Raw genomic sequence first — 21,883 nt, 5'->3', positions numbered from 1 at the left:
ACTTAATTCGGTTTAATGATAAAGAAATTATACAACGCCATGGCTGCTGCGACACCTAGCACGCAGAGTCCCACGTTGAGTACGATATTTACTGAGGCTCGCCCCCACTCGCCTTGAGTCACCAACTGCACCACTTCAACTGAGAACGTGGAGAACGTTGTGAAGGCTCCGAGCAAGCCAACGCCGACAAATAACCGCACGGACTCTGAGAGTCCTTGATGTTGCACATGTGCGTATACAGCGCCTAATAAAAAAGAACCTATTATGTTAACGATCAACGTCGCAAAAGGGAACCGCCAACCGGTGCTTAACATCAATAAAGCCACGCCGTGCCGTGCACTTGCGCCAATCGCGCCACCCGCGGCGACCATTAACCATTGACTAAGGCTTGTCATCAGACTTTCCTCGTTGCCATTCGCTACGTTCGTCTTGTTGACGAAGCCAGAGCAATTTGTCTTTAATTTTTATTTCTAAACCACGCGGTTCAGGCTGATAGAAGTATGCGTCTGCGAGCGCATCCGGTAAGTAGCGCTCTCCTGCCACATAGGCATTAGGATAATTATGAGCATAACGGTAATCTTCACCGTAGCCTTGCTCTTTATGAATCTTGGTCGGTGCATTACGCAAATGGCTCGGCACCTCAGCCGTTGGGTGAGCTTTTGCGGCCGCGACGGCAGCTTTAAACGCATTGTAAACGGCGTTACTTTTCGCAGCACTGGCACAATACACTACCGCTTGTGCAATCGCCCGTTCACCTTCTGCGGGACCGACACGGTGAAACGTATCCCATGCATTTAAGGCAATCTGTAATGCACGCGGGTCGGCATTACCGATATCTTCCGATGCAATGGCGAGTAGTCTTCTTGCGACAATCAAAGGGTCACCGCCCCCGACAAGAATACGTGCATACCAATACAGTGCGCCGTCGGGTGATGACCCACGCACTGACTTATGAAATGCCGATAAGATGTCGTAGAAATGATCACCTTTATTATCAAAGGCCGCTTGCTGCTCGCCGACTGCGTGCAAGAGTAATTCAGTGTTAAGCTCAGCCTCGCCTTCGGATAAATAATCCGCTGCAACTTCAAGATAGTTGAGCATGCGGCGTGCATCACCGCCCGCTAAGTCCAGCAGCCTGTCTTCCGCTTCTGGGGTGAGCCTGATGTGACGCGCGCCTAGACCGCGCTCAGGATCTTGCAAGGTGCGCTGTAAAAGCGCTCGCAAATCTTCAGCCTTGATAGATTCAAGACGATACACGCGGGCGCGAGACAATAGTGCATTATTGAGCTCAAAACCGGGATTTTCAGTCGTTGCACCAACAAAGATTACCGTGCCATCTTCGATAAAAGGTAGGAAAGCATCTTGTTGGCTTTTATTAAACCGATGTACCTCATCAACAAACAGTAAAGTGCGGCGACCTTGTTGCTGAGCGCGCTGTTTTGCTTCATCAATGGCTTGGCGAATCTCTTTCACACCTGAGGTAATAGCACTTAAACGTGATACGGTCGCATCGGCGGAGGTCGCCATGAGTTCTGCCAGAGTGGTTTTGCCTGTTCCGGGCGGTCCCCACAAAACCATTGAGTGCAAACGTCCTTGCGCGACCGCTTGCCACAGGGGTTTACCTTCGGCAAGTAGATGTGTTTGACCTACATACTCGTCCAGCGACTGCGCACGCATTCGCGCAGCCAGTGGCCTAAAGTCATGTTCTTCTTCAAACGCCAGTTCACCGTTGGTCATCGACCTCGACACCTTCAGGGATAGCAAATTGAAATAGGTCGGTCGGCAAGCTTTCGTTCATTACCACATCAGTGAGTGCGATAGTGGTGGTATCCCCTTGCTTTTGTTTAAGCACGATACGAGTCAACTTATCTCCGGTGAAGCTCAAGTTTAGCTCGCTACCGGTATTCTCGTTCACCACTTCAAACGCGCCCTCTGCACCGTCGTAAGTCACGTCAAACTGCTGCCAACGCTCTTTTGAGCCTTCCATCAACAATAACAATGGACTGTTTTCAACTGCATTACTCTGGGCATAAACAGTGACTTGCTCAACAAACGGATTGTAGTACCAAACCGATTCACCATCTGCGATAAGCAAGGTGTCATCGGGGGGATTACTACGCCAACGCAACATCGCAGGTCGTTGCAACGCCAGTTCACCGGTGAGGCTTTGTAATACCTCACCACTACTGCCGGTAACCGTTTGTTCAAAGCTGGCTTGCACACTCTCGAGTTGCTGCATTTTATCTTGCAACTGCTGTTTGGCTTGTTCTGTTGCCCAACTTAAGGGGCTCATTACCACACTCGCGATAAGCGCCAGTGCGATTCCATACTGCTTCATATTAATCCCTCGGTGGTCTCGGTGCGAGTACATCACGCTGGCCATTATTGCCAGCACTACTTACGACACCCGACATTTCCATTTGTTCGACGATACGCGCCGCGCGGTTATAACCAATTCTGAATTTACGTTGTACACTCGACACAGAAACACGCTGGGTCTCGGTCACGAAGGCAACCGCCTCATCATATAAAGGATCCGATTCAGCCTCGTCCATTTCTTGTTGCTCACCCGGTAATAACGCGTCTTCGCCTTGATCACCCGAAAGGATTTCCTCGAGGTAATTCGGTTTACCGCGTTTCTTCCAATCCGCAACCACCGCGTGTACTTCGTGGTCATCAACAAAGGCGCCGTGCACACGGACGGGTGAACCGCTGCCCGGAGGCAAATACAACATATCACCCTGCCCTAATAGCTGCTCCGCGCCCGGCTGATCGAGAATGGTGCGTGAGTCGACTTTTGACGATACTTGGAACGCAATACGCGTAGGAATATTGGCTTTAATCAAACCGGTAATAACATCCACCGATGGCCGCTGCGTTGCCAAAATTAAATGAATACCTGCCGCACGCGCTTTCTGCGCAATGCGCGCGATCAGTTCTTCGACTTTTTTACCGACAATCATCATCATATCGGCAAATTCATCGATGACTACGACGATATTCGGCAGTTTTTCGAGCTCAGGCGGCATTTCATCCATCGAATCACCCGGCTTCCAAATAGGATCTTTGAGCGGTTCACCCGCTTCTTTAGCGGCCACGACTTTGGCGTTGTAGCCTTTAAGATTGCGCACACCTAAGGCCGACATGAGTTTATAACGGCGTTCCATTTCGCCCACACACCAACGCAAGGCATTGGCGGCGTCTTTCATATCTGTGACCACTTCCGTCAGTAGGTGTGGAATCCCCTCATACACCGACAATTCGAGCATTTTCGGGTCAATCATAATCAGGCGAACATCTTCCGGTGTGCTCTTGTAGAGCAAGCTTAAGATCATCACATTCACACCGACTGATTTACCCGAACCTGTTGTACCTGCCACCAATAAGTGAGGCATCTTCGCCAAGTCAACAACCACAGGCGAACCCGCAATATTTTTACCAAGAATCATGGTCAGCGGCGATTGGCTGTTTTGAAACGCGTCGCGATGAATAACTTCACTGAGCTGAACCACTTCACGGTGTTTATTAGGTAACTCCAAACCGACGTAGGATTTACCCGGAATGACTTCAACCACGCGTACGGCGACGGCTGATAGAGTACGAGCAATATCCTTCGCTAAGTTAGAAATCTTCGATACTTTAACACCGGGGGCAAGGTCGAGTTCAAAGCGGGTGATCACGGGCCCTGGCTGCACGTTGGCAACGGTAACATCCACGCCAAAGTCTTTGAGAACGGTTTCAACCGTGCGTGACACTTGGTCAAGCTCTTCTTGAGTAATGGGGTTCTCTTGCTTATTCGGTCTATCGAGCAACTCAATCGAAGGTAATGGTGGTAACGCTTCCGCCTCGTTACTTTGGGTATCGCCCTGCCCTGCTTGCTCGACTGGCGATTCAGCTTGTGCTTTGGCTTCCGTTGCGGGTGCAGGTTCACTGCGCTTACGTGCTTCCGCCGCTTGTTTCGAAAACCGTGGCGCATCGCTGTCATCTATAACGGGATCCGGTTCGAACGGCGGTTCGTCTTCATTATCAATTTCGTGTTCATCTAATGCCGATAATGAAGGTAAGTTCAGTACAGGTTCTTGCTTAGCCTCCGCCTTTTGCTCTACTAATGTGGACTCATCCCAATCCGAGGTATCGAGTGTATCATCGCCGTGTTCGTTGTCAGCTGCTGCCTTTTTAGTATCGCGATCGTGACCTTTAGTGCCATCCGACTGCCATACGCTGCGAATACGTTCATAACACCATAGTGCACCAGTAATGCATAATTCACCGAGCTTATCGGCGACCTGCAGCCAGCTAATTCCGGTCACCAAGGTGAGGCCCGTGGCTAAGAACGTCAGTAATAAGATGGTTGAGCCGACAAAATTCAAGTACGGCATCACCGAGGCTGCGATTACGTCACCAAATACGCCCCCGGCTGAAAAGTAATAAATATCATCAAAGTTAATAGAAGAGAGTGCGGCCGCACCAATGAGCGTGAGCATGGCACCGACGAGGCGCAAACTAACAGCCAGATAGTCGAGTTCGAGTAGTTGATGGGTTTTACGAAATAGCATATAACCCAACCCAGCAAAGGCAAAAGGAATTAAATATGCAACAAAACCAAACGAAAATAACATTACATCAGCAAGCCACGCACCGACCGCTCCGCCGGCATTATTGATGGTGCCTTCGAAACCCGTCTGCGACCAACTCGGATCGGCGGGGTTAAAACTCACTAAAGCGAGAAATAGAAAAATCGCGAGCGCACCGCTGATCAGTAGGCCAGCTTCTAATAATCGTTGTACACCTGTCATTGCTCGTCTTATGCTTCCTGTCATTGGGATCTTATTATAGTGGAGGCTCTCTGCCCCCGATTGTAGCGAATCTCGCTATTAATGTTAGCCCTTTACTAGAACTTTATTCTCTTGTTTTACTTCTTCCATTACAACATAGGTACGCGATTCGTCGACACCCGGCATCATCAGCAAGGTTTCACCGAGTAATTTACGGTAAGCGCGCATGTCAGGTACCCGCGCCTTAATGAGGAAATCAAAGTCCCCTGCCACTAAATGACATTCCAAAATCTCTTCGGTTTTACGCGCCGCCTCACTGAATTCAGCGAAAGCATCCGCCGATGTACGCGACAAGGTAATTTCGACAAACACCATCAAGTTAGCGCCGAGCTTGGCTGGGTTAATACGGGCATGGTAACTCTCTATAACACCCTCTCGCTCAAGCTTTTTTACCCTTTCTAAACAAGCCGTTGCGCTCAACCCCACTCGCTTCGCAAGCGCCACGTTGGCAATACGTCCATCGTCTTGCAGTATGCGTAAGATCTTACGGTCAATTCTGTCAATAGTGATTTCATCGGTGTTTTCTGGAAATCTCATGATTTTATCGCGTCATTTAATTAGTTAACCCTAATATATCACTATAAACTAGGTTAAAAAAAGTGCGTAATCCAGTTTGTTTTCAGTCTATAATTGCGCCACGAAATTTACCAATCACATCAGCAGATAAAACGCACTCAATGCGTGTCAATTATAGAGGGTGAGTATGTTAATAGGTGTTCCTAAGGAAATTAAAAACCACGAGTATCGTATCGGTTTAACGCCTGCAGCTGTTCGCGAATATGTTGCGAATGGTCACGACGTTATCGTTGAAAACAACGGCGGTGCTGCGATTGGTTTTACTAACGAAGACTATCAAGCCGCAGGTGCTTCAATTGTTGAAACGCCAGAAGAGATCTTCGAGCGCGCTGATATGATCGTCAAAGTTAAGGAACCTCAGCCAAACGAATGTAAGATGTTACGTGAAGGCCAAATCCTTTACACCTTCTTGCACTTGGCACCTGATCCAACACAAACTAAATTATTGGCTGAATCAGGTTGTACTGCTATCGCATACGAGACAGTCACTGATAACCGCAATGGTCTTCCGCTTTTAGCACCTATGAGCGAAGTTGCGGGTCGCATGTCAATTCAAGCAGGCGCGCATTACCTTGAAAAAGCGCACGGCGGCAGCGGCACATTGCTAGGTGGCGTTCCTGGCGTTGCGCCGGGCAAAGTACTCATCATCGGTGGTGGTGTTGTCGGAACTAACGCTGCGAAAATGGCGTTGGGCTTAGGCGCTGACGTCACCATTCTTGACCGCTCATTGCCGCGTCTACGCGAGATCGATGATATCTTCAATGGTCAAGTCACCACGATCTATTCAACCGTAGATGCTATCGACAAGTATTCACGTGAAGCTGATTTAGTTGTTGGCGCAGTGCTGATTCCAGGCGCAGCGGCACCTAAACTCTTGACGCGCGAGCACATCAAAAACATGAAACCAGGTTCAGTGTTGGTAGATGTTGCGATTGACCAAGGTGGTTGTTTCGAAACTTCATACGCAACAACGCACCAAGATCCGGTATACGTGATTGATGATGTTGTTCACTACTGTGTTGCGAACATGCCAGGCGGTGTTGCACGTACGTCAACTATCGCGCTTAACAACGCAACCTTGCCTTACGGTATCGCGTTGGCTAACAAAGGCAACCAAGCCATGTTAGAAAACGAACATCTGTTGCGTGGTTTGAACATGCACGGTGGTAAAATCACTTATAAAGCGGTCCACGATGACTTAGGCGAAGAATTAAGCCTCGACTACATCGATCCGCGTGAAGCGCTCTCTAAATAATTAGACAAGTAAGCGCAACTGAACAGAAAAGCTCACCTAAAATGGTGAGCTTTTTTTATGTTGTTCTTGTGCCTTTTCCTTGCAATCCATACAATCGACCCCATAGCTAAACATATAACTGAAACACATTCTGTAGTAGGAGCAACACCATGGCTGAAGCCAAGCATTGTAAACTTTTGATTTTGGGTTCTGGGCCTGCGGGCTATACCGCCGCAGTCTATGCTGCGCGCGCAAACCTTGACCCGGTATTGGTCACCGGTATGCAACAAGGTGGTCAGCTAACGACCACTACCGACGTTGAAAACTGGCCGGGCGATGCTGAAGGGTTAACCGGACCTGATTTAATGGTGCGCATGCAGCAGCACGCCGAGCGCTTTGACACAGAAATCGTGTTCGACCACATCAACAAAGTCGACTTCTCAGAGCGCCCTTTCCGCTTAAAAGGCGATGTAGGCGAATATACGGCTGACTCAGTGATTATCTCAACCGGCGCATCCGCCAAATATCTGGGTTTGGACTCAGAAGAGGCGTTTATGGGCAAAGGCGTTTCTGCTTGCGCGACCTGTGACGGCTTTTTCTACAAAAATCAGAAGGTCTGTGTTGTCGGTGGCGGTAATACTGCGGTCGAAGAAGCGCTTTATCTGTCTAATATTGCCAGTGAAGTGCATGTCATTCACCGCCGTGATACGTTCCGTTCTGAGAAGATCTTGTCGGATCGTCTGATGGAAAAAGCCGAGAACGGTAACGTGACCCTTCACTTGAACAAGACCTTAGACGAAGTCTTAGGTGATGACTCAGGCGTGACGGGTGTTCGTATCAAAGACACAAAAGACGGTAGCACGTCGGAGCTAGATGTTGCTGGTTGCTTTATTGCTATCGGTCACCAGCCCAACACAGGCCTATTCGACGGCCAACTCGAAATGAACAACGGCTATATCGTCGTTCAAAGCGGCCTTGAGGGTAACGCAACTGCAACCAGCATTCCGGGCGTATTTGCCGCCGGTGATGTTATGGACCACGTGTATCGCCAAGCCATTACCTCGGCAGGCACGGGTTGTATGGCGGCATTGGATGCTGAACGTTATCTGGACGCATTAACTAAGTAATCCTATTGTGAGTCGCCGCCTATGATAGTCGAGCTGAGTTCTAGCTCAGTCAGCTTTCCGCCAGTGTCGATGGCACTGGCAGAGCCTAACGGCTTACTTGCCGTGGGCGGCGACCTCTCAGAGGCACGCTTGGTGAGTGCCTATCGCTCAGGTATTTTCCCGTGGTTTGCGGCCGATGATCCGATTTTATGGTGGTCCCCCAATCCTCGCGCTGTTTTTGTACCTGGCGATATCCATTGCTCGCGTTCGTTAAAGAAAGCCATGCGACGCCAACCTTGGCGAGTCACACTGAACCGTGCCTTTGAAGAGGTAATTGATGAGTGTGCAACAATACGCGCCGAGCACGAAGGCACATGGATTACCGAACCTATGCGTGAGGCGTATATTGAACTGCATAGAAAAGGACATGCCCATTCGGTTGAAGTTTGGCTAGATAATTCGTTGGTCGGTGGCTTATATGGTGTCAGTGTCGGTCGTCTGTTTTGTGGCGAAAGTATGTTTCACCGTGCGACTAACGCATCTAAAGTGGCTTTGCACTGTTTTGCGAACGCCTTTGTTGAGCACGGGGGTCAATTAATTGATTGCCAAATGGAAAATCCCCATTTAACGTCACTCGGCGCGGTACCAATGGCCCGCGAGCATTTTCTAGAGCAATTATTTGCGTTACGCGATCGCCCACTAACTGACGACTTTTGGTCGTTAGGAGATATTAGTCGTTATTTATGAGTGTTAAACTCGGTATTACAGGCACCCGCCCCTGTGGTTATCTCAAGGATCAGGAAGAGCGTTTAATCGTTACCGTTGCCGACGAAGAAACACCCATGAATGCTCATTTGTATGAGCACTTAATGGCACACGGGTTTCGTCGCAGCCATAACGATGTCTATCGTCCCCACTGTGAATCCTGCCAAGCCTGCGAATCGCTTCGTATACCGGTCAGCGATTTTAGTTTCAGCAAAAACCAAAAGCGAGTGTTAAATAAAAATCGCGATTTAGTACTTTCAGTTGTCGATAAGCCTCAACCTGACTATACCTCACTCTTTTGTCGCTTTATTGAGGAACGTCACGCCGATGGCGCAATGTATCCGCCCGATCCAGAATCATTTTGGCTTTGGTGTGATGCTGATTGGATGAAACCGCAGTTTTTTGAATGGCGCGATAGTGCGGGCGAGTTAATGATGGTGAGTATCGTTGATGTGCTCAGTTGTTCTAGCTCTGCCATGTACACATTTTTTGATCCGGATGAAGCTAAGCGTTCGCTAGGCACCTACTCTATTTTGAGTTTAATCGAGTGGACAGAGGCGCAAGGACTCGATTATCTCTACCTTGGATACCAAATTGATAACTGCGATAAGATGAACTACAAGGCCCGTTTTACACCAAATGAACGGCTTATTGGCAATCAATGGAAAAAAGCGGTAAAATCTAACACACAAAAATGAACCCTATGCGTACAATGTGCGCTCATTAGTTAAATTCTAGAGGATTTTAATGGCGAAAGAAGACAGCATTGAAATGCAAGGAACCGTATTGGACACCTTGCCAAATACTATGTTTCGAGTTGAACTAGAGAACGGTCACGTTGTGACTGCACACATCTCTGGCAAAATGCGTAAGCACTACATCCGTATTTTAACGGGTGATACTGTAACCGTTCAGCTTACCCCTTACGACTTGAGTAAAGGACGCATCGTCTTCCGCGCCCGTTAATCACGGTTCAAATAAAAAAGGGGCGAAACGCCCCTTTTTTATTATTCGAACTAACTCAGTCGATTAACTTTCGATAGTTTCATTAGTGCTGTCGTAATCAAATTTCAGCTCGTCGTTGTTATCTAAGGATACTTTGACCTGACCACCGCGGGTTAAATGACCAAACAAGATCTCGTTTGCCAATGGTTTTTTCAGGTGTTCCTGAATAATTCGACCCATCGGACGTGCGCCCATTTGCTTGTCGTAGCCTTTCTTCGCAAGCCAATCGATTGCTTTGGATTCAACCTCAAGAGACACCCCTTTACGGTCTAACTGTGCTTGCAACTCGGTGATAAACTTATCGACCACCTGCAAGATAACCTCTTCACTTAGATGGTTAAACCACACGATACCATCAAGACGGTTACGGAACTCCGGCGTAAAGGTACGGTTGATTTCTGCCATCGCATCGTGACTGTGGTCCTGTTGCTTAAAGCCAATTGACTTACGAACTGTCTCACGCACACCCGCGTTAGTCGTCATCACAATAATGACATTACGGAAATCCGCCTTACGACCGTTGTTATCCGTCAACGTGCCGTTATCCATCACCTGCAACAAGATGTTGTAAACATCCGGGTGGGCTTTCTCGATCTCATCAAGCAGCAATACCGAATGAGGCTGTTTAATCACTGCGTCAGTTAACAACCCGCCTTGATCAAAACCGACATAACCTGGAGGCGCACCAATCAAACGACTGACTGCGTGACGCTCCATATACTCCGACATATCGAAGCGAATGAGTTCAATACCCATTGCTTTGGCAAGTTGCTGAGTCACCTCAGTTTTACCCACGCCTGTCGGACCTGCGAACAAGAACGACCCGATAGGGGTGTGTTCATTGCCAAGCCCTGACCGCGATAAACGAATCGAAGAACTCAGTTTGTCGATCGCTTCATCCTGACCAAACACCACCATCTTCAAGTTGCGATCGAGCTGCTTGAGAATGTCTTGGTCTGTGCGTGAAACCGACTGCTCTGGTATACGTGCGATCTTAGCGATAATCGCCTCGATATCTTGCACACCGACGGTCTTCTTACGCTTAGACGGAGGTAACAAACGTTGTTGCGCGCCCGCCTCGTCCATCACATCAATCGCCTTATCGGGCAAATGACGCTCATTAATGTATTTTGCCGCAAGCTCAGCCGCTGCTTTAATCGCGGGCTGGGTGTAACGAATACCGTGATGGTCTTCGTAGCGCTCTTTCAAGCCCATCAAAATTTTAGTGGTATCTTCCACGCTCGGTTCACTGACATCCACTTTTTGGAATCGACGCACTAACGCGCGATCTTTTTCAAAGATGTTTTTGAACTCGGTATAGGTGGTTGAGCCAATACACTTAAGCTGACCACTTGAAAGCAATGGTTTTAGCAAGTTAGAGGCATCTAGCACACCTCCACTGGCCGCGCCGGCACCGATAATCGTATGGATCTCATCGATAAAAAGAATAGCGTGCTCTTTCTCACCTAACTCTTTGAGAAGCTGTTTGAAGCGCTTTTCAAAGTCACCGCGGTACTTTGTACCCGCCAATAAGCCGCCCATATCCAGCGAGTAGATAACCGCTTCCTCAAGAATATCGGGTACCTGTTTATTTACGATACGATACGCAAGCCCCTCGGCGATAGCCGTTTTACCTACACCGGCCTCGCCGACCAATAATGGATTATTTTTACGACGACGGCATAAAATTTGTGCGCAGCGTTCCAACTCGTCATCACGACCAATAAGTGGATCGATCTTACCCTCTTGCGCCTGCACATTAAGGTTCGTACAAAAACGTTTAAGATGGGTTTGCTGCTCTTCACTTGCCGCAGCCATTTCCTCTTCATCGGCAATATGTTCGTCCATTGGCTCGTCTTGAGAGCGCGCGATGCCATGTGAGATATAATTAACGATATCTAAACGAGTGATATCATGCTTGTTCAGCAAATAGACGGCTTGTGACTCTTGTTCACTGAAAATCGCCACCAACACGTTCGCGCCACTCACTTCGGCATTACCAGAAGACTGAACGTGAAATACCGCTCGCTGTAACACCCGCTGAAATCCGAGTGTCGGTTGTGTATCGGCGCCATCATCTTGCTCATCAAAGGTCGGTGTGCTGCGGTCGATGTAACTGATAAGTTCTTCTTTCAGTTGTTCAAAATTGAGTCCGCACGCGCGCAAAACTTCGGCTGCGTCTGGATTATCGAGCAAAGCCACGAGCAAATGCTCAACCGTCATTAGTTCATGACGACGCTCACGCGCCAGTCTGAACGCATCGTTCAAGGTAAGTTCTAACGCCTTGTTTAACATACCACTCTCCTTACCGTACTACGGCTGTGCTCGAATCTTACTCATGCTCCATGGTACAGAGCAACGGGTGCTGGTTTTCACGAGCGTACTGATTGACCTGCACCACTTTTGTCTCAGCTATCTCTGCTGAGTAAACTCCACACACCGCTTTCCCTTTATAGTGCACCTGCAACATGGTGTCTGTGGCTCTTTCGTTATTCATACGAAAAAACCTTATCAGCACCTCTATTACAAAGTCCATCGGTGTATAGTCATCATTATTCAATATGACCTTATACATCGAGGGTGGTTTCAGTTCGTGTTTACTTTCTTCCTCAACATCATATACGTGTTGATGATCAAACTGGCTCATGAATTAACAACCTATTATCACTATAGCTGATTTGTCTAATCTCGCTGGACAATTTTTGTTTATTTTTTTAACAAAAATGTCGATTTTTTCATCACATCTACTTGACTATTATACTCTGTGTCCTAGAGTAAAACATGGTGTTGGATGATGAAATTTTCAACCACACTTACGACAACCAAGTCTAATAATAACAAAATTCTTTTCGATAGAAGAAGGAAGTAGATGTATGGCAACCGGAAAAGTCAAATGGTTCAATAACTCCAAAGGTTTTGGCTTTATTGAGAGTGAGGACCGCGAGGGTGACATTTTCGCTCATTACTCAACAATCGATATGGAAGGCTATCGCACATTAAAAGCCGGTCAAACCGTAGAGTTTGAACTCGAGGAAGGTCCAAAAGGACTGCATGCCTCAAACATTGTTCCTCACGCGGACAAACAATAAGAAGCCTACTTGCAAAACGCCGCAATGCGGCGTTTTGCAATTCTAGCCTCTTAAGAATCAATACCCCTTAAGAATCAATACCCCTTAAGAGTCAATACCAAAGTAACGACGCAATTGGTCGCGCAAATTAGGCGGCGTGCCATGAATCGTTAGTTTATCTGTCTCCGGATCATACTCTATACGCTCGCCCAGCTGCGTATGATCAAATGCCACACTCACGCCGCCACCTTGGCCTTGAAATTTAACCAATTTTCGTAGCGTAGACCGATCCGTAGGAAAGGACTCATCCAGTGCAGGTTTATCCTCTTGTGAGAGCGCTTGCGTAAACTCTTCAAAGCTACGTTCGGTCGGCTGTGCTTGAGAGAAATGCTCTGACAAGTCTTTGACCTTGACGTCTTCACCCTGCTTCCATTGTTGATCGCAATATTCATAAGCCACCGCATTAAGCGATTGACGTTGCTCCGGTGGCAGTTCTGCTTGCTTACCAAACTCTGTTACTGCATCCACCAAGCGTTTAGTTTGCGACTTAGCATCCAACCGCTCAGTACAGCCCAAGAAATCCAAGAAGAAGTCAGATACCTTGCGTCCAGCGCGACCCTTAATAAAAGAAATATAACGTTGGCTCTCGGGATCGGTTTGCCATTCAGTCAGATCAATCCGCGCTGCCAGTTGTACCTTACTAATGTCTAATTGTGATGACCGGTCAACAGCTAAGTTAGGGTTAATCGTCACGCCTACTTTTACTGGTAAAAACGCCACTAACAGATAATCAGTGCTTAGGTGTTGATACCGCGTCACTAATAAAAAGCCCGCTTCAAGCATTTGATAGTTCTGCAGTTGCTCTAACAAGAGCTTAGCCGCCTGCTGGCTCAACTCAACAAATTCTAGCTCTTGTGCTTGCCACTGTTTAAGTAGTACCGGGAAATCACTGACTTCTTCCGCCTCGTCGGCCTCTGTTAAGAAGCTAGCGTAGCCTTTAGCTGGTTTACTGGTATAAACCGTGGTCAGTTCCTCGAGTAACTCGTGCAGTTGCTCGTCATCAGACAAAGGTTCTGGCGCGAGACGCAAACCAATTTGGTCATCATGGCTGTAAAACTGGTGAATAATGCTATTTTCAATGGCCAGTTGCATAACTAGGACTATCCTTGCAAAATCGCTGTGTTAGACTATTTGGCAGATTGTAGCACGGGATAGACACAGAATGGGAAAGAACCAACGTCGCGATAAAATTGCACGACTGATTAGTTGGGGTCATTGGTTTACCTTCGCCAACATTATTTTGTGTGTCCTTATCGGCATTATCTATATTGATTCAACGCCGTCGCCGACCACGTTCATCAGTACCGTTTATCTCATTGTGAACTGGATCGGGCACTTCGCATTTCTGCCGTTCGTGTTCTTTATCATACTGATATTTCCGTTCTGCTTGCTTATTCCCTACTCCAAGGTATTACGCAGTATTGCGGCGCTCATTAGCTCCCTTGGCATCGTCGCACTTATCTTTGATGCACTGTTTTTTCGCCACTACGGCTATCATCTAAACGCCTATTCACTTGCACAAATGGCGAAAGATGCCGAGGCCGCATTTACCGGCGCAAGTTTTGTCATTATTTTAATGATCATGTTGGGCTTTCTTATTCTGTTAGGCTTTGAACTGCTGCTCGCTAACTACACGTGGAAGCACCTTTCTGAACTCCAACATCGTCGCCTCGGCGCACCGGCCACCACGGTATTTGTATTGTGCTTTTTTGCTAGCCACAGTATTCACGTTTGGGCGGATGCTGAGCTCTACGACCCGATAACACAGCAAGATGATACATTCCCACTCTCGTACCCGACGACAGCGAAAACGCTGATGTCGAAGCATGGCTTTATCGAAGTGGAAAATTATCAAGCACAACAACAAAAGCTGATGTCGGCCGAAAATATCCGCTTACGCTACCCGCACAATACGTTGCTGTGCTCAAAAACGTCGCAAACCCAGGGCATTACACTGGTTGTATTTGATCGTTTGAATGCCGAACAGTCACAACGTGTCGGTGAAGTAGCCAACGACAACGGCCTGACTCAAGTGGATATCCAGTTACTGGCACACCCGAGTCGTGAGGGCGGGTTGTTCCAACTGCTTTATGGTCTCCCCGACTTTTATCAAGAGACCATCGAGAATCAAAACATATCACCGGCTTACCTAAAACCATTAGCGGACTTTGGCATCGATGTGAGCTGGCATACATCGCCTAATTGGCCACAAGAACTCGGGCTTACTCAGTTTAAAACCGACTGGAACGCAGAGCCGTTAAGTAGTTTTTATCCACGCAACGAGAACCAGGTCAACGTTGTGCTGCTGAGCCATGAGGATATCAACCGCTTACCCGCAATACTCGGAAGCTTAGGCCAACAACGTGTACTGCTCTCGAGCCTAGCGCCCAGTAACACTGAGGGTCTGCTCGGACAGCAACAGTTTAAACCTGAAAATATGCGTGTCACTCTGTGGGAAAAAGATTTCGCACTACCACAACAAAGTATTGGCGGGTTGATGGATCTCATGCCAACCGCCCTATCTCGCGTCATGTCATGTGCTGGTGGCACTCAGAGCTTCAGCAATGGTGAAGACCTGATGAATGGAGGTGAGCGCTGGCCTCTAGTAGAAACCTACAGTCCGTATATCGTTATTTATGACCAAGAATTGATTACCGTGCTCGATAACAACGGTCAGTATAATATCTATCGTCGCGATGACTTCAGCCGCCTCGACGGCGCCGAACCGACGGTTCCTGTGTTAATTGATGCACTCAAAGATCTCAAACGCTTCAGCGGCCGCGCTAGAGACTGATTAAAATAACAGCGAACAGACGCGCTAAGTGCATTTGTGCCTTGCACTTAGCTCATAAATCAGTAACATAGCTGTCCTCGGTCGGCGTGTAGCGCAGCCTGGTAGCGCACTGTCATGGGGTGTCAGGGGTCGGAGGTTCAAATCCTCTCACGCCGACCAATTCTTCTCTTTTCCCTGCTTAATTACTCTATCAATTCCACATCAGGTAATTCAGAGCGAAACCACGCTGCTACAACCTACTTTTTTGATACAATGGCGGCAAAATTTTTGCTAATGGATGTTCAAATGTCTTCATGCTGCGGTGGCGGAGTGTCTAACACACAAGCGCAAATGGATAGCGCACAGAAACGCTTACTATGGACTGTATTGGTGCTCAATGGTGTGATGTTTTTCGTTGAGTTCATTGCCGGTTGGATAGCCGAGTCCAGCGGCTTAATTGCTGACTCATTGGATATGCTTGCCGATACGCTGGTTTATGCGGTGAGTTTGTATGCGGTGGGTAAGGCAATTAAATACAAAGCGAATGCGGCTATTTTTAATGGCATATTACAAACAGCTCTCGCGTTGTTGGTGCTCGGTGATGTTGCACAGCGGTTGATTTGGGGCAGCGAACCCAATGCCAACATGATGCTATGGATAGCCGGCTTAGCATTACTGGTGAATGTTATTTGTTTTGCCTTGCTGTACAGCTCACGTAATGGCGATATCAACATTCGCGCCAGTTGGATTTGCTCGCGTAACGATATGCTCATGAATGCCGGTGTCATTCTTTCTGCGTGGATGGTAAGCGCCATTAATAAAGCGTGGCCAGACTTGTTGATAGCAACAATCATCGCGATCATTGTGCTACGTTCGGCGCTACGCATTATCAAAGACGCTCATGCCGTCAAAGCGGGCGAAAAAACCGATATTTCGACGTGTTGTGGTTAATAGCCTAAGTTGTTAGTACTTAGAGGCATCTTGCACTGCCTGTGGCAATAATGGCAGTGCATAGGTGCGATAAGCTCGGATGTTAAGCCATTTCGCCAAACCAAGATAACTAATAATAATCACCGCGCTTATCACTGAGTGGTGCCAGCTCGGTAGAATTAAAAGTGCCGCCACAACGGACAACAGGGCGCACTGACGCAGCAGAAAGCTGCCCCTGCGATACAGTTTGGCGCGAAACTTAGCCACGGTAATGGCGCGGTGTGCGGTGCGGGGATTTACACCGTCTAATTCGGGTTGCTTATACCAGCCTACGAAATCAATCATAACTCACTTAATATTGATTAATTTGTACACAGTATACCACAACTCACGCGCACAGCTCTATTCGTATGATTTATGACCGCTATTTCACAAGGCCTTTAGGCTCGATTGCCGCGTTCGATTATCTAGTAATCAATACGATCAGGCACCAAGATCTGCAGTGCATGCTTTTCAACCTTGATATCTAACTCATCCGCTGAGTAAGGTTCGCCATCGACGACATAGTCTAAGCGCTCACCATCACAGCGTGCTAGGTGAATACGCTTTATGCGTGTGTGATGGGTATTCATCCCCACTTGGTCTTCGGTAATACTGGCGTACAAGAGCTCGATTAGGCTTTTTACCGGTGAACTCTCACCCTGCTCTGAATCGAGCCACGTTACATCCAGTTTGCCATCGTCGATCACGGGCTCACCATCGCCCTGTGCCAACAAGGTTGTCATCGGTGCCGCATTGGCAACAATCAAACTGGCTGTTTCCCACGTTTCGGTTTCACCCTCATCAATGGTTACTTGCAACTGCAGTTGTTTATCTTCACTCAGTGCGCGCCATAAACCTTGAATATACGCTAACTGACCTAGCTTATCTTTGGCGCTGCGATCTGCCTGCTCAATCATTTGCTGTTCGAAGCCAACGCCAGCACATAAAAGCATCAATTGCTCATTGACCCAGCCACAATCGATTTGCCGACAGCGACCCTCAATAATCGTTTCGCAGGCGACATCCACTGGGCTCAGTTTACTACTGAGTCCCCATAGCACCTGGCTCAAGGAATTTGCTGTGCCCATGGGTACGATCGCCATCTTACAATCATGGCCGATGAGCGCACGTGCCACTTCAGTCAGCGTACCATCGCCGCCACAAGCAATGACCAACTCAGCGCCCTGCTCAAGCGCCTCACGTGCACATTCGGTACCGTTTTTATCTTCTTTCGTTTCAATCACTGTTAGCTCGAAATACGGTGTGAGCGTATCCTTAAGCGGCTGTGCATATTCACTCCATTTACCGCCACCGGATACCGGATTAGCGACAATGTACGCACGCTTAATCATCAACTCTTGGTGTTCATCGATAAACTGTTGCAGTGCCTTCTTTTGTTGATGATTTAATCGCGCAACTTTGCGCGCGCCTTGAATTTTCTTCATCACGTCGTCGATGTTTTTCGTATTACTATGCGCCAGTAAATAGGCGGCCGCCATAAACACCGAACGTCCTCTTCCTAAGGCGCAATGAATTAAGACATTATGGCCTTGCCGTTGTTGCTCATGGATCCACTGCAAAGCTTGATGAATTTGTTCGTGAGACGGCGCCAAATGGTCAAGCACCGGAACGTTTAAGTAATTCACCTCGGCGCGTTCAGCTGACCAGTCAAGCGCATCAAATTCAGCCGTAACATCGAGTACCGCATTAATCGGCACGTCTTTGATCGCCTTCAGGTCGCCGCTGAATAAGCGTCTTCCTACATAGATTCCATCCGCGACCTTTTGGAACACCGGTAAATCATCTTGGCGACGTGCGATGGCGTTATAAACGCGTACGCCAATCAGGAACGGGATTAATGACCAACGTATGTACCAAGGAATACGTCCGTTCGCTTTCTTACGAAACAATCGAGCGGTATTCAACCAATAAGCAGAGGCGATTAGCGCTAAGGCGATACAGGTCCAGCCGAAGGCAATTTTTAATGGCCAGGTGGGAAGTATATAGGTGAGCACTAGCGCGACGAGCGCGCCACATAAATAATAATAAGGTATCGCCTTTGAGCCCATAAGTATCCTATCTTGGTTGCCATTGTAATTGCGCTATCATGCAGCGCGCGGAGCCTCCGCCCTGCTCAATCGTTGGCAGGTTGCATATTAGCATACGCGCTTTTTGCTCAATTTGATCCCTTTGTTGCCGGGTTAATGCCTTTGCCGCCGTTTGTGATAAAACCAATACCGGCCCTTCTCGCCCCACGAGCTCCAAGGCATTACCAGCAAAGGATTCTATTTGTGAGCCCGTGAGTTCAATCACACATCGATCGCCATACGCTAGGCGCTGTGCCAAGTCATCACGATACGCCGGCGCAACTAATTCCGGCGCGTACATAGCGATATGCTCACCCACATTCATGAGCACATTGGTGTGGTAAATAGGTACGCCCTCGCGGTCATGCGCGTCAATCACCACAGGATTACAATCGATGTGCTTACTTAGCTCTGCTAACACGACATCGCTCATTCGCTGCGAACGCACCGCGTAAACATCGTGACTCAATGGATCAAACACCAGCGCGCCGGTTCCCTCAAGACTTAACCCTTGCGACTCAAAGCCGGTCAGGTCAACGGTACGGGTGATCACGTAGTCCTGTTCTAAGCTTTGAATAATGTCGACACGTCGCTCTAACCGGCGGTTAGCGCAGTGCATGGGGTACAATACGAGTGTGCCATCTGCATGACTGGTAAACCAATTGTTGGGAAATACCGAGTCCGGTGTGTCGGTCGTGGTATCGTCAAAAACCTCAACACGAACCCCTTGCTGATTAAGCTGCGCCACCATGGCATCGAACTCTTCACGTGCATAGCGACTCACAGCGGCTTCGACACGCGCATCATCGAGCTGCTGAAAACGATTATCTGCCGCGGTTTGCTCATTACTGCGAAAATGATGTGGGCGCACCATGGCCACTCGACTGCATAATTGACTCACTACGTTAACTTCCTTTTCATCAGAAACAGCAAGCCGCTATTCTACTGGTGTTGGTTAAGTTTGCGCAATGCGAGTAACTCAGGCTTACACACGATGTCGGCTATATCTCCGTGTCAGTAAATTAAACTAAGCTACACTATGCAAAAAAAGTGAATAAGGCTAAACACTGTGAATGAACTATCCATTGAGTGGCCAATCCGTTTAACACATTTAGGTGGTACTTGGCGGGTAACAGGCTCGTGCCACTTATGGCATTTAAACGCTCGACAAACGGTGATGATCGACTGCGGCGCATTTCAGGGTAGCGCGCAAGAGGATGACTTAACGCCGTATGTCGATGTCGATAGTTTGGCGGCTGTGTTTATTACTCATGCACACCTCGATCATGTCGGCCGCTTACCGCAGTTGCTCGCGCTGGGTTATCGTGGTCCGATTTACTGTACGGCCGCCACACTTGCATTAATGCAATTGGTACTGGGCGACTCTCTGCAACTCGCAGGTATCCGCGACGAAAGCGCACTCGCGGCATTTAACACATTGCTCGCGCGGCATGTGGTTCTTTGTGAATATGGTCAAACGGTGGATGTTCTACCCTCACTTAGCGTCACGTTCGAAGAGGCAGGACACATACTGGGTTCGTCTTATCTCTGTTTTGATATTAAGCCCTTGCATAAACGTGTTGTCTTTTCCGGCGACTTAGGCTGCCGTAACTCACCGCTAATCAACGATCCAACACCGCTTAAACGCGCTGATTTACTTGTTTTAGAGAGTACTTACGGGGATCGCTCGCATGGTGACCGCAGTCAACGAACGCAACAACTCGAATCGATTATAAAACGTGCTGTTGTCGATGGCGGCGCCATCTTAATTCCTGCATTTAGCATTGGCCGCACGCAAGAGCTGCTCTATGAGTTTGAACAAATTTGGCACCAACACGCGTGTTCAAAGGACACCGATTTTCCCGAGATTGTTATCGATTCGCCAATGGCGAACAAAGTGACTGACATCTACCAACATCATGAAGCGCTATGGGATGCAACCAGCCGGTCTCGCCAAGCTCATGGACGACATCCGTTAGACTTTAGCCACGCGCATCCAGTGGATGAGCATAGCTTGCACCTCGCTTTGGTTAATCGTCTCAAATCGACGGCTGAGCCGATCATTGTCATTGCAGGCTCAGGGATGTGTACCGGAGGACGCATTATTAACTATCTTGATGCGCTGATAGAAGATCCTCGCACGGATATATTGTTTGTGGGTTACCAAGCGCAAGGGACGCTGGGTGAGCAGATTCAACGAGCGGCTACGGGTGATGTAGTGACGATTAACCAGCAAAAAAGAAAAGTAAATGCTCAGGTATATTCGCTAACCGGCTACTCCGCCCATGCTGATCAAGACGAATTACTCGCTTTTATTGGCAATGCTGAATTTCCCGTCCAAGCCGTTCGCTTGGTGCACGGTTCTGCGCCAGCACAACATACCTTGGCTGAAAAAATACGTCAGCAGTTTAGCATTCCGGTAACGATAACTGTTGCGACGGAGAAACCATAACGCGCCAATAACCGCCTCGTGGACTACCCACGCGTTCGAGCTTACCTTGTTGTTTGAGTCGGGCAAATTGCTTCTCTACGGCCCTCGAACTCAAACCCAACAGTTCGGCAATACGTTGCGCGCTAATACCCCGTTCTTTATTGACTAAAAACAGTACTTTGCGGGCTGTCGGCCATTTTTCCGAACCTTTTACCGAACACACATCCGAAAACTTATCCGAACTTTTTTGCATGTCAGGCACCTTTTGTTCACTGCAGATAGCCAGCTTTTGCGCGAATTCATTCAAGCTCGTTCGGAGAACTCCAGTCAGCCACTGGATATAAGCTTCGGATCGCTCAGTACGTTCGACTTGTCGCGCTTCTGCCAGTTCGTCGATTGATGCTAGCCAACTTTGCTCAATATTGAGCCATTGAAAAAGTGGGTGCCAAGAACGCATCAATAGGGTGAGCCAGAATCGTGTGATACAACCGTTCGCTTCGGCAAACGGTTGCCAACTTTCAAAAACATCAAAAAACAGTGCAGCGCGATACAGGGGGTGACAATGGTCGGTGTTGAGTTCAGTAAATAATTCGCTGAGTGTTCGTGCAATACCGGTGGCGGGTGGTGAAGCATAAATATTACGGCCGTGATGATAAATAGCGACTGAAGTACCGCGGTACTGACCTGCGCGCATGCTCAAGTTCAGCATTAATTGTCGGTGCGCCTTTTTTAATGCCTGCTCGTTTAGCGGATCCCAGTCCTTGATATGGTCATAAAGCGCGGAGATATTAATGCGGTGGGCATTTAGATTTTCGCATTCAATACTGGCTGCCTGCTTTTCATTCAGCCACGTTTGAGCCGTTACACTATTGACCTCAACCGATTCAAATTGAGCGATGATCCCCCCTGCCTGTTCGGCAAGGTTTAAAAGCTCAGAACGGGTTGACCACTCAAGTTGAGGCCACATGTTT

At 48.2% G+C, this 21,883-nt stretch carries 21 protein-coding genes and 1 tRNA gene; 10 read left to right on the top strand and 12 right to left on the bottom strand.

Annotated elements, in window-relative coordinates; all coding sequences use genetic code 11:
- Positions 1–2 precede the first annotated feature (2 nt).
- The 5 genes from crcB to lrp all read right to left on the bottom strand — a co-directional run bounded on the left by crcB (position 3) and on the right by lrp (position 5,372).
- Positions 3–395, bottom strand: coding sequence for a fluoride efflux transporter CrcB (gene crcB / locus AWU56_RS04320; protein WP_286681855.1), 393 nt, complete (start codon positions 393–395; stop codon positions 3–5).
- Positions 382–1,737, bottom strand: a complete 1,356-nt coding sequence (locus AWU56_RS04315; RefSeq protein ID WP_286681854.1) for a replication-associated recombination protein A — start codon at positions 1,735–1,737, stop codon at positions 382–384. The genes crcB and AWU56_RS04315 overlap by 14 nt, the downstream gene beginning before the upstream one ends.
- On the bottom strand, positions 1,724–2,338 hold the full coding sequence (gene lolA, locus AWU56_RS04310) for an outer membrane lipoprotein periplasmic chaperone LolA (RefSeq protein WP_272977554.1): 615 nt from the start codon (positions 2,336–2,338) through the stop codon (positions 1,724–1,726). Before lolA ends, AWU56_RS04315 begins: the two co-directional genes overlap by 14 nt.
- A gap of 1 nt (position 2,339) precedes the next feature.
- Complete coding sequence (locus AWU56_RS04305; protein WP_286681853.1) at positions 2,340–4,796, bottom strand: DNA translocase FtsK; 2,457 nt, start codon at positions 4,794–4,796, stop codon at positions 2,340–2,342.
- Between the two features lie 84 nt (positions 4,797–4,880).
- Complete coding sequence (gene lrp / locus AWU56_RS04300) at positions 4,881–5,372, bottom strand: leucine-responsive transcriptional regulator Lrp (RefSeq protein ID WP_071463781.1); 492 nt, start codon at positions 5,370–5,372, stop codon at positions 4,881–4,883.
- A gap of 166 nt (positions 5,373–5,538) precedes the next feature.
- Between lrp and ald the strand changes: the two genes are divergently transcribed.
- The 5 genes from ald to infA all read left to right on the top strand — a co-directional run bounded on the left by ald (position 5,539) and on the right by infA (position 9,482).
- Positions 5,539–6,666: an alanine dehydrogenase gene (gene ald / locus AWU56_RS04295; protein ID WP_006955952.1), complete on the top strand. Its 1,128-nt coding sequence runs from the start codon at positions 5,539–5,541 to the stop codon at positions 6,664–6,666.
- A 149-nt stretch (positions 6,667–6,815) separates the two neighbouring features.
- Positions 6,816–7,772 carry a thioredoxin-disulfide reductase gene (gene trxB / locus AWU56_RS04290; RefSeq protein WP_006955954.1) on the top strand — a complete coding sequence of 319 codons (957 nt, stop codon included), beginning with the start codon at positions 6,816–6,818 and terminating at the stop codon, positions 7,770–7,772.
- A 21-nt stretch (positions 7,773–7,793) separates the two neighbouring features.
- Positions 7,794–8,498: a leucyl/phenylalanyl-tRNA--protein transferase gene (gene aat, locus AWU56_RS04285; RefSeq protein ID WP_006955955.1), complete on the top strand. Its 705-nt coding sequence runs from the start codon at positions 7,794–7,796 to the stop codon at positions 8,496–8,498.
- Positions 8,495–9,214, top strand: a complete 720-nt coding sequence (locus AWU56_RS04280) for an arginyltransferase (RefSeq protein ID WP_286681852.1) — start codon at positions 8,495–8,497, stop codon at positions 9,212–9,214. Before aat ends, AWU56_RS04280 begins: the two co-directional genes overlap by 4 nt.
- Before the next feature lie 49 nt (positions 9,215–9,263).
- The gene (infA, locus tag AWU56_RS04275) at positions 9,264–9,482 is read left to right on the top strand and encodes a translation initiation factor IF-1 (RefSeq protein ID WP_071463778.1); all 219 of its coding nucleotides are present in this window, start codon (positions 9,264–9,266) and stop codon (positions 9,480–9,482) included.
- Positions 9,483–9,545: 63 nt separating this feature from the next.
- On the opposite strand, the gene clpA is transcribed toward infA, so the two are convergent.
- Both clpA and clpS read right to left on the bottom strand, forming a co-directional pair.
- Positions 9,546–11,816, bottom strand: a complete 2,271-nt coding sequence (gene clpA / locus AWU56_RS04270; protein WP_286681851.1) for an ATP-dependent Clp protease ATP-binding subunit ClpA — start codon at positions 11,814–11,816, stop codon at positions 9,546–9,548.
- Positions 11,817–11,853: 37 nt separating this feature from the next.
- Complete coding sequence (gene clpS / locus AWU56_RS04265) at positions 11,854–12,168, bottom strand: ATP-dependent Clp protease adapter ClpS (RefSeq protein WP_006955959.1); 315 nt, start codon at positions 12,166–12,168, stop codon at positions 11,854–11,856.
- A 226-nt stretch (positions 12,169–12,394) separates the two neighbouring features.
- On the opposite strand from clpS, the gene cspD reads away from it, so the two are divergent.
- Positions 12,395–12,610 carry a cold shock domain-containing protein CspD gene (gene cspD, locus AWU56_RS04260; RefSeq protein WP_071463775.1) on the top strand — a complete coding sequence of 72 codons (216 nt, stop codon included), beginning with the start codon at positions 12,395–12,397 and terminating at the stop codon, positions 12,608–12,610.
- Positions 12,611–12,694: 84 nt separating this feature from the next.
- On the opposite strand, the gene yejK is transcribed toward cspD, so the two are convergent.
- Positions 12,695–13,741, bottom strand: a complete 1,047-nt coding sequence (yejK, locus tag AWU56_RS04255; protein ID WP_286681850.1) for a nucleoid-associated protein YejK — start codon at positions 13,739–13,741, stop codon at positions 12,695–12,697.
- 70 nt (positions 13,742–13,811) lie between these two features.
- Between yejK and AWU56_RS04250 the strand changes: the two genes are divergently transcribed.
- From AWU56_RS04250 to AWU56_RS04240, 3 genes are all read left to right on the top strand, one after another.
- On the top strand, positions 13,812–15,443 hold the full coding sequence (locus tag AWU56_RS04250; RefSeq protein WP_286681849.1) for a DUF3413 domain-containing protein: 1,632 nt from the start codon (positions 13,812–13,814) through the stop codon (positions 15,441–15,443).
- 82 nt (positions 15,444–15,525) lie between these two features.
- Positions 15,526–15,602, top strand: a tRNA-Pro gene (locus AWU56_RS04245).
- Between the two features lie 126 nt (positions 15,603–15,728).
- A complete protein-coding gene (locus AWU56_RS04240) occupies positions 15,729–16,373 on the top strand; it encodes a cation efflux transmembrane domain-containing protein (RefSeq protein WP_286681848.1) in 645 nt (214 codons plus the stop codon).
- Between the two features lie 12 nt (positions 16,374–16,385).
- On the opposite strand, the gene AWU56_RS04235 is transcribed toward AWU56_RS04240, so the two are convergent.
- The 3 genes from AWU56_RS04235 to ctlX form a co-directional block, all read right to left on the bottom strand.
- Positions 16,386–16,697: a hypothetical protein gene (locus tag AWU56_RS04235; protein ID WP_071463771.1), complete on the bottom strand. Its 312-nt coding sequence runs from the start codon at positions 16,695–16,697 to the stop codon at positions 16,386–16,388.
- A gap of 122 nt (positions 16,698–16,819) precedes the next feature.
- Complete coding sequence (locus AWU56_RS04230) at positions 16,820–18,463, bottom strand: diacylglycerol kinase family protein (protein ID WP_286681847.1); 1,644 nt, start codon at positions 18,461–18,463, stop codon at positions 16,820–16,822.
- Between the two features lie 7 nt (positions 18,464–18,470).
- Complete coding sequence (gene ctlX, locus AWU56_RS04225) at positions 18,471–19,382, bottom strand: citrulline utilization hydrolase CtlX (RefSeq protein ID WP_286681846.1); 912 nt, start codon at positions 19,380–19,382, stop codon at positions 18,471–18,473.
- Between the two features lie 168 nt (positions 19,383–19,550).
- Between ctlX and AWU56_RS04220 the strand changes: the two genes are divergently transcribed.
- Positions 19,551–20,933: an MBL fold metallo-hydrolase RNA specificity domain-containing protein gene (locus AWU56_RS04220; RefSeq protein WP_286681845.1), complete on the top strand. Its 1,383-nt coding sequence runs from the start codon at positions 19,551–19,553 to the stop codon at positions 20,931–20,933.
- On the opposite strand, the gene AWU56_RS04215 is transcribed toward AWU56_RS04220, so the two are convergent.
- Positions 20,890–21,879 (bottom strand): Fic family protein, encoded by a 990-nt coding sequence (locus AWU56_RS04215; protein ID WP_286681844.1) that lies wholly within the window; start codon positions 21,877–21,879, stop codon positions 20,890–20,892. The genes AWU56_RS04220 and AWU56_RS04215 overlap by 44 nt on opposite strands.
- Positions 21,880–21,883: the final 4 nt, after the last annotated feature.

The sequence above is a fragment of the Idiomarina sp. T82-3 genome, from assembly GCF_001577655.1.
Taxonomy (GTDB): domain Bacteria; phylum Pseudomonadota; class Gammaproteobacteria; order Enterobacterales; family Alteromonadaceae; genus Idiomarina; species Idiomarina baltica.
Note: the sequence above shows the minus strand (reverse complement) of the source record. Positions and strands in the feature narration are given on the sequence as shown.

What these genes read in the sequence shown, in the direction of transcription:
- clpA (WP_286681851.1), bottom strand. Translation starts at nt 11,816, where the DNA reads ATGTTAAACAAGGCGTTAGAACTTACCTTGAACGATGCGTTCAGACTG.
- lolA (WP_272977554.1), bottom strand. Translation starts at nt 2,338, where the DNA reads ATGAAGCAGTATGGAATCGCACTGGCGCTTATCGCGAGTGTGGTAATG.
- AWU56_RS04315 (WP_286681854.1), bottom strand. Translation starts at nt 1,737, where the DNA reads ATGACCAACGGTGAACTGGCGTTTGAAGAAGAACATGACTTTAGGCCA.
- aat (WP_006955955.1), top strand. Translation starts at nt 7,794, where the DNA reads ATGATAGTCGAGCTGAGTTCTAGCTCAGTCAGCTTTCCGCCAGTGTCG.
- trxB (WP_006955954.1), top strand. Translation starts at nt 6,816, where the DNA reads ATGGCTGAAGCCAAGCATTGTAAACTTTTGATTTTGGGTTCTGGGCCT.
- AWU56_RS04235 (WP_071463771.1), bottom strand. Translation starts at nt 16,697, where the DNA reads ATGATTGATTTCGTAGGCTGGTATAAGCAACCCGAATTAGACGGTGTA.
- infA (WP_071463778.1), top strand. Translation starts at nt 9,264, where the DNA reads ATGGCGAAAGAAGACAGCATTGAAATGCAAGGAACCGTATTGGACACC.
- AWU56_RS04305 (WP_286681853.1), bottom strand. Translation starts at nt 4,796, where the DNA reads ATGACAGGTGTACAACGATTATTAGAAGCTGGCCTACTGATCAGCGGT.
- AWU56_RS04215 (WP_286681844.1), bottom strand. Translation starts at nt 21,879, where the DNA reads ATGTGGCCTCAACTTGAGTGGTCAACCCGTTCTGAGCTTTTAAACCTT.
- AWU56_RS04230 (WP_286681847.1), bottom strand. Translation starts at nt 18,463, where the DNA reads ATGGGCTCAAAGGCGATACCTTATTATTATTTATGTGGCGCGCTCGTC.
- crcB (WP_286681855.1), bottom strand. Translation starts at nt 395, where the DNA reads ATGACAAGCCTTAGTCAATGGTTAATGGTCGCCGCGGGTGGCGCGATT.
- AWU56_RS04240 (WP_286681848.1), top strand. Translation starts at nt 15,729, where the DNA reads ATGTCTTCATGCTGCGGTGGCGGAGTGTCTAACACACAAGCGCAAATG.
- AWU56_RS04280 (WP_286681852.1), top strand. Translation starts at nt 8,495, where the DNA reads ATGAGTGTTAAACTCGGTATTACAGGCACCCGCCCCTGTGGTTATCTC.
- AWU56_RS04250 (WP_286681849.1), top strand. Translation starts at nt 13,812, where the DNA reads ATGGGAAAGAACCAACGTCGCGATAAAATTGCACGACTGATTAGTTGG.
- ald (WP_006955952.1), top strand. Translation starts at nt 5,539, where the DNA reads ATGTTAATAGGTGTTCCTAAGGAAATTAAAAACCACGAGTATCGTATC.
- yejK (WP_286681850.1), bottom strand. Translation starts at nt 13,741, where the DNA reads ATGCAACTGGCCATTGAAAATAGCATTATTCACCAGTTTTACAGCCAT.
- lrp (WP_071463781.1), bottom strand. Translation starts at nt 5,372, where the DNA reads ATGAGATTTCCAGAAAACACCGATGAAATCACTATTGACAGAATTGAC.
- clpS (WP_006955959.1), bottom strand. Translation starts at nt 12,168, where the DNA reads ATGAGCCAGTTTGATCATCAACACGTATATGATGTTGAGGAAGAAAGT.
- cspD (WP_071463775.1), top strand. Translation starts at nt 12,395, where the DNA reads ATGGCAACCGGAAAAGTCAAATGGTTCAATAACTCCAAAGGTTTTGGC.